Annotated in this window: 5 protein-coding genes; 2 read left to right on the forward strand and 3 right to left on the reverse strand. The window is 67.7% G+C overall.

Annotated features, from left to right (window positions below):
- Positions 1 to 17 precede the first annotated feature (17 nt).
- Complete coding sequence (locus tag ABD355_RS18630; protein ID WP_344401565.1) at positions 18 to 1,487, reverse strand: amidase; 1,470 nt, start codon at positions 1,485 to 1,487, stop codon at positions 18 to 20.
- Between the two features lie 398 nt (positions 1,488 to 1,885).
- Here ABD355_RS18630 and ABD355_RS18635 point away from each other — a divergent pair, with 398 nt between their 5' ends.
- Complete coding sequence (locus ABD355_RS18635; protein ID WP_344401667.1) at positions 1,886 to 5,212, forward strand: lectin; 3,327 nt, start codon at positions 1,886 to 1,888, stop codon at positions 5,210 to 5,212.
- Positions 5,213 to 5,278: 66 nt separating this feature from the next.
- Here the strand turns inward: ABD355_RS18635 and ABD355_RS18640 are convergent, their stop codons facing one another.
- The gene (locus ABD355_RS18640; RefSeq protein WP_425585765.1) at positions 5,279 to 9,349 is read right to left on the reverse strand and encodes a beta-galactosidase; all 4,071 of its coding nucleotides are present in this window, start codon (positions 9,347 to 9,349) and stop codon (positions 5,279 to 5,281) included.
- A 485-nt stretch (positions 9,350 to 9,834) separates the two neighbouring features.
- On the opposite strand from ABD355_RS18640, the gene ABD355_RS18645 reads away from it, so the two are divergent.
- Entirely contained in the window at positions 9,835 to 10,893 is a 1,059-nt protein-coding gene (locus ABD355_RS18645) for a vWA domain-containing protein (RefSeq protein ID WP_344401567.1), read from the forward strand.
- Positions 10,894 to 10,958: 65 nt separating this feature from the next.
- On the opposite strand, the gene ABD355_RS18650 is transcribed toward ABD355_RS18645, so the two are convergent.
- Entirely contained in the window at positions 10,959 to 11,744 is a 786-nt protein-coding gene (locus ABD355_RS18650) for a class I SAM-dependent methyltransferase (RefSeq protein ID WP_344401568.1), read from the reverse strand.
- Positions 11,745 to 12,234 lie beyond the last annotated feature (490 nt).

Genomic DNA, 12,234 nt, shown 5'->3' on the forward strand with positions numbered 1-12,234 from the left:
GGCGTCGCGCTCCACGACTACGAGCTTTTTTCGGAGCACCCCGGCGCCTGGAAGCCGCCGAGCATCGGCTCGAGCAGCTCGGCCAGCCGCAGCGGGGTGCGGTCCTCGAACATCGGACCGATCAGCTGCACGCCCACCGGCAGACCCTCGGGGGACCGGCCCGCGGGTACGGCGGTGGCGGGCAGCCCGGGCATGGTGGCCAGACCGGCCCAGACGAGCTGGTCCAAGTACGGGTACTCGACGCCGTCGATGTCGAGCCGGCGACCCATCAGATCGGGGTTGTGGTCGTGCGGGAACGCGGGCGTGGGCGTGACGGGACACACCACGGCGTCGAACTCGGCGAAGACCTGCCGCCAGCCGTGACGGTGCAGTTCACGGCGGTGGCTCGCCTCCATCCAGTCACGGTGACTGAGCACCGTGCCGCGCAGCCGCGCCGCGTCGAGACTCCGGTCGTCCGCGCTCAGTCCGTCGGCATGGGTGCGCAACTGCTCGTACATTTCGACGGGAAAACGTGCGGCGGAGTTCGAGAACAGCAGCTGCGTGTAGATTTCGGCGGCTTCGGTGAGACTGGGCAGCAGCGGACTGTGCCGTTCGACGCGGGCGCCGGCGTCGGCAAGCGTGTCGGCCACCCGGCCCACGGCCGCCCGCACAGCAGAACCGGTCGGAATGAGCGGATGCTCGTCGAGAACCAGGACGCGGAAGTCGCCGAGCTGCTCGTGACGCGCGGGCGGCAGCCGCAACTCGTGCGCCACACCGAGCGTCAGCGGGTCAGGACCGGCCATGACGTCGAGCAGGAGCGTGAGGTCGCGGGCGCTGCGCGCCATCGGTCCGACGACAGCGAGGTCGTGCTCGGCCGGCAAGGCCGGCGTGGGCGGCGGGACCATACCGCGGGTCGCCGCCAGCCCCACGGTCGGCTTGTGGGCGTACACACCGCAGAAATGCGCGGGGGTGCGCAGTGAACCGCCGATGTCGGAGCCGATGGACAGCGCGCCGAATCCGCACGCGAGGGCCGCCGCTGATCCGCCGGAGGACCCGCCCGGCGTACGGCCGTGATCCCAGGGATTGTTGGTGGTGCCGTAGATCTCGTTGAAGCTCTGCACATCCTGCAGCAGCAAGGGCACATTGGTCTTGCCGAGCACCACCGCGCCTGCGGCCTTGAGCCGCGACACCTGAACGGCGTCCTCGGCCGGCAGGTAGTTCCGGTGCGGCGGTATGCCCCAGGTCGTGGGCAGTCCGGCGACGTTGTAGGACTCCTTGACCGTCACCGGAACGCCGAGCAGCGGCCGGTCCTCACCTCGGGCGCGGGCCTGGTCCGCGTCGCGTGCGGCGGCCCGCGCACGGTCGAAGTCCGGCACACAGATCGCGTTGACCGCCTTGTCGTCCCGCTCGATACGGGCGATCGCCTCGTCGGTCAGATCCACCGAGGTCACTTCGCCGGCACGCAGGGCAGCCGTCAGTTCTTCGGCCGTCAGCACATTCCAATCCATGAACCGGACCGTATCGCTGTCTGGAAGAGGCCATGAAATGCCGTTCTGCGCAAGGCAGTTGGCGGCAAACCATGGGCAGGCCGCGACGCGACCCCGCCTTCGGTGGGTGTGACCATCAGTGAACTCTTCCCTCAGAAAGTCCGGTTGGCCTCGTTGACATCGCATCAGCTCAGGCGTTTCACTCGACACTCGTGGATGGCAACGTTGTCAGGTCGTACCGAGAAAGCGCCCGACAACGTTGTCTGTCGTCGGCGCCGCGTCGTTCTCGGAGCGCCGACACCTGATGTGCGAGGCACGAACTGCTGCGGAGGCAACCGATGGTGAGACCCCGACGTTCAGCTGCGCCACGTGATCGAAAGAGACGCCGTCAGCGCCTGGCGGCGGTCTGCGTGCTGGGCATGGTCGCCCTGCCGCTCTCGGCAGTGGGCAGCGCCGATGCCGCGAGCACCGCGACGCCGGCCTTCGTCAAGGATCCGGCGTCCCTCGTCAACCCCCTCATCGGCACCTCCGGTGCCGTGGACACCTTTCCCGGTCCCGACATGCCGGCGGGCATGGTGCAGTGGGGCCCCGACACGACGCCCCACCGTCCCGACGGCGGCGGCTACGAGTACAACGACAGCAAGATCTCAGGCTTCAGCCTCACCCATGTGTCGGGCCCCGGCTGCCCCGTAGCGGGCGACCTGCCCATCCTGCCGGTGACCGGCGCGCTGTCGGGCAGCCTCGGCGATACGTCCGTCGGCTTCAGTCACAGCAACGAGCAGGCGGGCATCGGCTCCTACAAGGTGACCGACGCGAACGGTGTCAAGACGGAGCTGACCGACACCACTCGCGCAGGCCTCGGCCGCTTCACCTTCCCCGCCGGCCGGCAGGCGAACCTGCTGTTCAAGCTCAGCGGCGGTGCCACGCAGGTGGACGGCACCCGGGTCCAAGTGGTGAACGACCGGGAGATCAGCGGCGCGATCGACAGCGGTCACTTCTGCGGCGCGAAGAACAGGTACACGCTGCACTTCGACATCAAGTTCGACCAGCCGTTCACTGGCAGCGGCACCTGGGTCGGCACCACCGTCAACCCCGACGCGAGGTCGCTGAAGGCGGGCAAGGTCCGCCAGACACCGCAGACCTCCGAGCCGGACCCGCTGAAGGAGAAGCACTTCACCGTCCCGGCGAAGCCGGCCCCCACGATCCACGGGAGCAGCGGCAAGGCATCCGGCACGCCGTCCCCGGCACCGAGCGCCAGTACCGCACCCCCGTCGTCGGCCACGACCCGGGCGGCCCAGCCCCCCACGACGGGCGCGAACGGCATGTACCTGACCTTCGACACCTCCACCGACGCCACGGTGAGCGCGAAGGTCGGCATCTCGTACACCAGCGACGCCAACGCGGCGGACAACCTCGCCACCGAGATCAACACATGGAACCTGGACGCCGTCGAGCAGGCCAACCACCAGGCCTGGAACGCGGTCCTGAACAAGCTCCAGATCGGCGGCGGCACCTCCGACCAGCAGACGCAGTTCTACACCGCGCTCTACCACGCGCTGCTGCACCCGAACGTCTTCTCCGACGCCAACGGCCAGTACATGGGCATGGACAACCAGGTCCACAGACTGGCCAATGGCCAGCGGGCCCAGTACGCCAACTACTCGGGCTGGGACACCTACCGCTCCCAGACCCAATTGATGGCGATGGTGGAGCCCAAGGTCGCGAGTGACGTCGTCACCTCGATGCTCAACGGCTACGACCAGACCGGCCTGCTGCCCAAGTGGGCCTCGAACAACGGCGAGAGCTACGTGATGGTCGGCGACCCGGCCGCCGGCATCATCACCGACGCCTACGCCTTCGGCGCGACGAACTTCGACACGGACAAGGCGCTGGCCGCTCTCCAGCACGAGGCCACCGCCCCCAACAACGACCGCCCGGGCGAGGCCGTACGGGACGCCAAGGGCTATCTCCCGCTGGACGAGAACGACTACGGCTGCTGCAACTTCTACGGCCCCGTCTCCACTCAACTGGAGTACGACTCCGCCGACTACGCGCTGGCCGCGTTCGCGAAGTCCCTGGGCAGGACGGACGTCTACGAGAAGTTCGCGACCCGGGCCCAGGACTGGATGAACGTCTTCAACCCGCAGACCGGCTATCTGCAGGCCAAGAACAAGGACGGCCAGTTCGCGGGCGGATTCACCCCCGGCACCTCCAACGGCTTCGTGGAGGGCACCTCCGCCCAGTACACCCCCATGGTCCCGTTCAACCTGCGGCAGCTCATCCAGGCACGCGGCGGCGCCAAGGCGTACTCGTCCTTCCTGGACAGCCTCCTCGACAACATCACCAACCCCGGCAACACCAACGCCGACCTGAGCAACGAGCCCAGCGTGGAGATCCCCTGGGAGTACGACTACACGGGCCAGCCGTGGAAGACCCAGGCGGCCGTACGCGCAGCCCAGCAGAAGCTGTACTTCAACGCTCCGGTCGGCTCGTTCGGCAACGACGACCTCGGCGCGATGAGCTCCTGGTACGTCTGGTCCGAACTCGGCATGTACCCCGAGACCCCGGGTACGGACACCCTGGCGCTCGGCAGCCCGGCGTTCCCGGTGGCCCAGGCGACCCTCGCCGGTGGCAGGTCGGTGCGGATCAACGCGCCGCAGGCCGCGCCCGACGCGCCGTACGTGCAGTCCCTCAACGTCAAGGGCAAGGAGTGGAAGACGTCCTGGCTGACCTACGGGCAGTTCAGGGGCGCGGGGAGCATCGACTTCACGCTTGGCACCCAGCCCAACACCTCCTGGGCGTCCGACCCGTCGGCGGCACCGCCCTCGGACACCACGGGCGGCAGCCGGGTGCTGGCCGCGACCGGCCCCTCCAGTGACGGTCTGGTGCTCCAGCCGGGCGCGTCCGGTGACGGCACCCTCGACCTGACCAACCTCGGCGGCAAGGCCGTCACGGTCGACTGGAAGGCCACGGCGCCCTCCGCCGTCACCTTGGACACATCGTCCGGCTCGCTGACCGTCCCCGCCTCGGGCAGCGCCGAGGCGAAGATCCATGTGACGGCCGGCGCGAGCGAGGGAACCTACCCGGTCACCTTTGCGCTGACCGACCACAGCAGCGGCGCGACGCTGAGCGGGGCAAGCCTCCGCGTGGCGGTGGCCAAGGCCGGTGCGCTGTGGCCGTACAACACCAACGAGGGCATCTATCCCGACGGCGCCACCTTCTCGGGCGGCTTCGACAACGACGGCTGGGCGTACTCGCAGAACGCCCTGTCGGCGGCGGGTGTCACGAGCGGCTCGACCGTCACCGTCGACGGCATCTCCTACACCTGGCCGACCGTGACATCCGGTCAGCTGGACAACCTGGAGATGGCCGGCCAGACCATTCCGATGCCGGCCGGTACCTCGGGTGCGTCGCTGGGCCTGCTCGGCGCGGCGACCAACGCGCCGAGCGACGGCATCTCGGGCACGGTGACCGTCACCTACACCGACGGCACCACCTCGAAGGCGACGGTCGGCTTCTCGGACTGGACACTGAACGGCGGGTCCAGCAAGCCGATCGCGGGGGATACGACGGCCGTCACGACGTCGTACCGCGACACCGGAAGCGGAGGCCGGGACAGCGTCAAGACCTATGCCTTCGCCACGAAGGTTCCGCTGGACGCGTCCAAGCAGGTGGCGTCGATCACGCTGCCGGTGACGGGTTCGACGGGCACCGACCACCTGTTCGCCTACGGCTTCGGTCAGTAAGGCCCCGGGCGGCACTGATCAGGCAGGGCCGCTTCCCGGGCATCCGCCCGGGAAGCGGCCCCTACGCTAACCGCAGGTGAGTGTCGGCGTCGCCCAGTCGCCGTGGTCGCTGCCGTTTCCGTCGCCGGCGTCACCGACCTTGAGGTCGACCACTTGGGCGCCGCTGACGTCGACGTCGATCGGCACCGCGGTCTGCTTGCCGTGGATCGTCGGCGTGGTCACCAGGGTCTTGCCGTCGGCGATCACGGAGAACGTGACCGTTCCCGCACCTCCTGTCTCGTCGTCGACGCCGACGTCCGCCGTCAACCGGGAGCAGTTGCCGGCGAGATAGAGCTGGACGTCACTGACCGCGTTGGTGCCCAGGCCCTTGGTGTAGCGGACCCCGTTGATGGTGATCGGACGGCCGTCCCCGGCCGCCTGTTCGCCGACGCTGCTGTCGCGCTCCACCGGTCCCCAGCCGTTGGTGGACGACAGGAACGGCAGGTCGCTCACGGCGCTCTTGCCGGCCGGCGGGGCGGGTGGGATTCCGTCGACGATGCGCTCGTCATCACCCACGGCCTGCCGTCCGCTCTGCCGGTAGCGCACCGTCGCCGTGAGCGCCGAGGCGGACGGCAGCGTCCCGGTCGGCGGCTGGACCTTCCAGGTGAAGATGGCCGACCCGCCGGGCTGTACGCGCTTGACCGAAGCCGGGCTCGGGGCGCTGACGCTCCAGCCGTCGGGCGCGGAGAGCGAGGCCGTCAGCTCGGAGACGGACGGCCGGTCCTTCGGCACCCGCACCGTGGCCTCGGCCGTGAAGGCCTGGCCCGGCTGAGCCGTGTCCGGAACGTCCAGGGCGACATCTGCCCCCGGACGCTCGGGCATGGCGTACTTCTTGTGGTCGTAGCGCGGGCTGTCGTTCTGCGCCACACGCAGGGACGAGGCGTAGCTGCCGTAGTTGGTGAGTGAGACCTTGCCCAGCCCGCCGGTGCTGCCGTCGAGGTTCCACACGGCGATGGCGATGCTGTTGCGGCCGTTCGGGTTGAGGATCCCGTTGGGGACCGGGAAGGTGTGCTGGGGGCCGAGGTAGTTGACGTAGTTGCCGACCTGCCAGCCGTTCACGAAGATCGTCGCGCGGTACTTGCGGGACGGGTCGTCGGTGAACGTCAGCCCGAGCGAGGTGTCCTGGCCGCGCGGCAGGTCCAGTGTCGCGTCGGTCCGGTACCAGGAGACTCCGGGACGGGTGTCGGTCGTCGGCAGGGACACCCGGCTCCACTTGTCGTCCGGGTAGCCCGGCAGGGACCAGCCGGCGCGCTCGCCGTACAGGCCGCCCGTCGAGAGCGGGCCGCGCACGGTGTCCTGCAGGTTCTCGCCGCCTCGTACGCCCTGCAGTTTCCAGGTGACGGAGGTCAGCGGCGCCCCGACGAGGGAGGCGCTGGTCAGGCCGCGCGCGGTCTTGTTGCCGTTGGTCGAGTTGTAGTCCTCCTCGTGTCCCATGTTCACGGTGAGCACGGACAGGACGTTGTCGCCCTTCGACCTCACCGACCCTGCGGGGAAGGTGAAGTCGGCGCTGCCTGTGGTGGAGCTGCCCAGGAAGGTGCCGTTCAGCCAGGCGGAGAAGGCCTGCGCGTCTCCTCCGGAGTCCGAGACCAGGTGGATGCCGGTCTCCTTGCCGGTGGCGTGGAAGCGGCCGCGGTACCAGGTGTTCCCGGTGTGGAAGCCGTAGTCGTCCGCGTAGAGCACCGGCAGCGAGTTGACGCCGGAGACGCTGTTGGTGGTGGTCTTGTCGGCGACCTGCCAGCTGGTGTCGTCGAAGGCGGGGGCCGCTTCGGGGGATTCCTCGGAGTGCTTCCAGGTCGTCAGAGACGGCAGCTGTACCGGGGCGGCCACGGGGATCGTCCCGGTGAGGCTGTCCGTTTCGGTGGCCTTCGTCTTGAGTGTCCTGCCGTTCCAGGTGACGCGGTCGGCAGAGGTGAACACCTCGATGTTCTTGTCCTCGGCGTTGTCGCCGGTGAGCGCCAGGGTGCGCCCGCCGTCCAGGCTGGTCGCCGTCCGCAGCAGGTGGGTGCCGCGGACGAGTACCGGGCCGCTCGCCGTGTCCTGACGCCAGAAGGTGTCGGCTGTGGCCTTGTCGCCGACGAGCAGCAGGAGTGGGGGCTTTCCGCCGCCGCTGATGCTGATGCGGAGCAGGCCCTTGTGCGTGTAGTTCAGCCGCAGGTCACCGGTGTCCTTGTCCCAGGTGGTGGTGGCGGTGCCGCCGCTGGTGGTCACGGTGGGCTCGGAGGAGTAGCGCAGCACGGTCTCTCCGTCGCTGCCCGGGTCGCCGTAGAGCACGGCCACATCCCGGTTCGCGATGGCCGCGCTGGTCATGATCTCCGAGGTCGAGTACTGCAACTGGGCCTCGCCGAGGCGGTAGTTGGCCGTTATCACATGGGAGTCGCGCCCGTCGAGGGTGATCGCGGTGCCCGGCTGCTGGGGCACCACCGGGTACGTCGGCTCCGCGGCGGCGCTGCCCGTCGGCACGTCGATGGCGTCGACGGCCACGTAGTTGTCCGTGGATCCCGAGCTGTGGTTCCCGGCGACTACGATCTTCAGCGTGTGGGATCCGGCCGTCAGACCGGTCTTCTGGAAGATCACCGCCTGGTTCTCGCCGCCGGAGTCGTCGACCGTGGCCACCTTGGTGCCGTCGAGGTAGACGTCGGCGTTGCCGTGGTTGTCGGTCTTCGAGCCGATCCAGCGGATCGCGGTGCCGTCGAAGGGGACGGTGAGCGAGTCACCGGCCTTGTTGGAGAACGACTCGGTGTGCTTGTAGTCGCCCCCGGTGTAGCTCTGGTTGGCCACGTGCGACCACGAACCGCTGTACTGCAGCGCGGAGTCGGGGTCGTCCCAGGTGTACGTGGTGTCCGCGGAGGGCTGGGCGTTGAAGTCCAGCGAGATATGGGTCTTGTCGACCGCCGTGGACGTGGAGTTGCCGTGCCGCAGGACGTGGAACTGGGTCTTGGTGTCCGGGTTCATCCGGGCCGTGTCGACGACCGCGGAGTCGTCCGGCGGTGTGGCCCTGATCGCCTCGGTCTTGGTCAGCGGGGCGACCGACTGGGTGAAGTACCCGATGAGCTTGTCCTCGTAGTACTTCGGATCGAGCTGACGGTTCTCGCGGATCGCGGCGCCGTAGTCGTAGGACGTGTAGTTCTCCGGCATGCCCAGCCAGCCCCAGTTGGTGCCGCCGTAGGTCATGTAGAAGCTCTGGGCGGTAGCGCCGACGGCTATGTTCTGCTTGTAGAACACGTTGGCGAACTGGTCGTTGATCAGCTGGGCGCACTTGTCGTAGCCCGGCCCGCCCCAGGGGTCGAAGGCACCGCCCTGGAACTCGGGCGAGTACAGGGGCTTGCCGTCCGGGTGGTCGTAGCTGATGTCGGGGACACCGTTCCACTTCGAGGGATTTGAGCAGTTGAATCCCTGCGGGTACGAGTCCGGGCCGTCGACGTCCAGGGCTCCCGCACCGGAGTTGAAGGTGCCGTTGTTGTTGCCGGTCAGCGGTACGGTGATGCCGTCGGCGCGGGCCTTGTCCTCCAGGTGCTGCATATAGGAGCGGCCGGCGGCCGAACCGTTGTAGTACTCGTTCTCGACCTGGTAGGCGATCACCGACCCGGTCCCGTTGGTCAGTTGATGCCGGGCGATGATCCGGTCGATCTGCGTAAGCCACTCGTCCGCGTACTTCAGGAACTGCGGGTCGTCACTGCGGTTGTGCCCGGCCTTGGTGGTCATCCAGCCGGGCAGACCGCCGCTGTCGACCTCCGCGTTGATGTACGGCGCAGGGCGAGCGATCACGTAGAGCCCGGCGTCCTGCGCCATGTCGAGCAGCTTGTCGAGGTCACGCACGTCGCTGAAGTCGTACACACCCGGCTTCGGCGAGTGGTATCCCCAGTCGAAGTACAGCGAGGTGGAGTTGAATCCGGCGGCCTTCATCTTCTGGAAGATGTCGCGCCACAGGTCAGGACTCGGCAGCCGGAAGTAGTGGAACTCGCCGGACCACAGATAGGTGCGCTTGCCGTCGACGAGGAACGAATAGCCGTCGAGCTTCACCGTGTGCGTCGGTGGACTTGCGGCAGAAGCGGCGGGGGCCTGCCCGCCCCTGTCCTGCGCTGCTGCGGGCGCGGTCATGCCCGCGGCCAGGGCGATGGTCGCGGCTGTCGCGAGGACCGCCTTCCACCACCGACCGCGACCGGGTCTCGCAGCCTCTGAACCGAACCGATCACTTCGCACTGCGGCCTCCATACCGCCTGAGCAATCAGCATCAAACAGACTCAGGCAAAGTCGAACAGTAGAGCCACGCAAGACGCAACACAATGGGGCGGGAGCACACGGTTGCGATGGCAGTGGCGGCATGAAATCCGTACAGGTGACCGATACTGAGGACTCGTCATGGGAGGCGGCCACGGAACGAGGGGGACGTGTGCGAAGGGCGCGTCACCGGTGGTGACGGCGAGGCTGACGGCCCATGAACTCCCGGCGAAGCAGCAGTGGTCGCGTGCTCATGGAGAAGCGAGCCCCCTGTGGGGTGACCACTGACGCGTGAAAGGCCGTTGTCAGTGCCTCCCCATAGAGTGAAAACATCATTCGGGGCAGCTCGGAGGGGGAGCAGAAGCATGTCCGCAAACAAGATCCAGCACAAGGTGAACCACGTCGCGCTGGTGGTGGACTGTTCGGGTTCCATGCGTCCGCACGAAAGTCAACTCATCCGCGTCGTGGACGAGTTCGTGGCAGGACTGAAAGCCGAATCAGACAGCCTCGGCCACGAAACCAGGATCAGCCTCTACTCTTTCGACCACAAGGTGGAGAACCTGGTCTGGGACATGGACGTGAAGCATCTGCCGTCCATGCGGGGTCTGTACCGGGTCAACAATGGCGCCACGGCCCTCATTGAGGCTTCACTCAAGTCCCTGGACGACCTGGGTCATATCTGGGAGGAATACGGCGAACACAGCTTCCTCCAGATCGTGGTGACGGACGGCGAGGAGAACGCATCCGGGGGCGACAGGCGGCACGACGGCGACATGACCATCCTCGGCCCCTGGCTCGACAAAATCACGGCGAAGATGGGCGCGCTTCCGGGCCACTGGACGTCCGCGATCCTCGTTCCGAACTCCCTGGCCAAGCGCACCGCCCAGAACTACGGTTTCCCGGCCGGGAACATCGCCATCTGGGATGCGGATTCCCAGAAGGGCGTCGAGGAGGCGATCGGCACCGTACGCGCTGCCGCCACCAGCTTCCTCAGGGGACGAGAGCAAGGCGTGCGCGGCACGAAGAACCTGTTCGCCGTGGGTCAGGACATATCACTGGACGAGGTCCGGGCGAACCTCGAACCGATTCCGGCGAACAAATACCGGCTCCTGAAGGTCGACCAGGAGGTCGAGATCCGCCCCTTCGTCAACTCCCACCCAGGTGTGACATACGAACGCGGTTCGTGTTACTACCAACTGGGCGCCAGGGCTCAGGTTCAGCTGAACAAGGAAGTCATCGTGGTCGAGAAGGACACCGACCGCGCCTACACGGGCGATGCGGCGCGCACCCTGCTGTTCGGCACGGGCATCCAGGGGACCGTCTCGGTGAAGGCAGGGAACAACCCCAAGCTGGAGGTATACGTGCAGAGCCGTTCGGTGAACAGGAAGCTCAAGCCGAAGACACGTCTACTCATCATGCTCTGAAACCACACGGGTAATGCCCGGGGTCCGAGGACGAGTTCGCCCTCGGACCCCGCGTGGACGCGTGTCTACTCGCCGTCGTCAACAGTGCGAACCTCGCCTGAGGCAGCCGCACCTCGACGGAACAACGCGGTCCACAGGAATGTGACGCCGAACAGTGCGGACTCGGGCGGTTCTTCCTGCATGCGGCGCAGTTCCACCTCCACCAGATCAGAAAAGATCCAGCGCAGCGACTCGGGTGTGTAGGCGAGGCCGCCCTGCAGCTCGCCTACACGGTAGAGGTCCGCGTCGGTGAGTTCCGAGCCCGTGCCCGCCTCTCCGGCGGCGAAGCTGGTGAGTGCGAGGTGGCCGCCCGGTGCGAGGACGCGGTCGAGGAGGGCCAGGTAGCTCACGCGGCGGTGCGGCGGTAGGTGGTGGAAGCACCCTGAGTCGACGACCAGGTCGTATGGGCCGCTCAACTGGGTGGTGGGGAGCGCGAAGGCGTCGCCGCACAGGAAGCGGACGTCGACTTGGGCCTCGTGGGCCCGGTCCTCGCCCCAGGCGACGGCCACCGGGGAGAGGTCGACGGCGTCCACCTCGAAGCCGCGCGAGGCGAGGTACACGGCATTGCGGCCCGGCCCGCATCCCAGGTCCAGGGCCCGGCCGGGAGCGATCAGGCCCTGGTCGAGGTAGGTGGCCAGGTTCTCATCCGGTTTGGACACGAAGAACGGGGCCGGCCTCGACCGGTCGGCGTAGAAGCGGTCCCAAAAGCCCTTACCGTCGCCCGTCGCCAGGCGGCCGGCCGCGGAATCAGATGCGAAGAACCCGTCCAAGAGCGCGAGTACGTCCTCGACGGTGCGTACGGTCCGGTCCATCCGGCCCCCTTTCGACCGACGTCGATCGTAGGAGCGAGAATCAGAAGAGACCAGGTCAGGCGATATGCGTCGACGACGGGAATGGGCTGCTCGGCGCCCCGAAGGACGCCAGCAAGCACCCACTCCAGAACCCGACTCTGCGTCCGCCCAGCCCTCCGTCAAAGGCCGGAAAGGGGGCTTCCCCGGCTGCGGCACGGAGACTATTTCGACGAATCTTCCAGCGGTGCAACGGAACGAAGGTCGTCTGATGTGGCACTGGGGTGAGGCTCAGGTCAGGAGCCGGATCGCGGTAGCTTCTTCGCTGGTGGCGAGCAGTGGTCGCAGCGGCCGCACATGTTGCGTACCGGCCGGACCATGTTGGTCTGGATGCCGAGCGCTCCGGACTGACGGGACTGAGAACGGCCCACCAGTAGTCGACGACGGCCCGCAGTGCCTTCCGCTCCGTTCGTCGGTGACCTCTAACGCGGCGATCCGGCCCGCGGTGGAGTGC

Source organism: Streptomyces longisporus, from assembly GCF_039532765.1.
In the GTDB taxonomy this organism is placed as follows: Bacteria; Actinomycetota; Actinomycetes; order Streptomycetales; family Streptomycetaceae; genus Streptomyces; species Streptomyces longisporus.

Bases quoted from the DNA above. Each gene is read 5' to 3' on its own strand.
- ABD355_RS18630 (WP_344401565.1), bottom strand. From the start codon at position 1,487: ATGGATTGGAATGTGCTGACGGCCGAAGAACTGACGGCTGCCCTGCGT.
- ABD355_RS18635 (WP_344401667.1), top strand. From the start codon at position 1,886: ATGGTCGCCCTGCCGCTCTCGGCAGTGGGCAGCGCCGATGCCGCGAGC.
- ABD355_RS18640 (WP_425585765.1), bottom strand. From the start codon at position 9,349: ATGACCGCGCCCGCAGCAGCGCAGGACAGGGGCGGGCAGGCCCCCGCC.
- ABD355_RS18645 (WP_344401567.1), top strand. From the start codon at position 9,835: ATGTCCGCAAACAAGATCCAGCACAAGGTGAACCACGTCGCGCTGGTG.
- ABD355_RS18650 (WP_344401568.1), bottom strand. From the start codon at position 11,744: ATGGACCGGACCGTACGCACCGTCGAGGACGTACTCGCGCTCTTGGAC.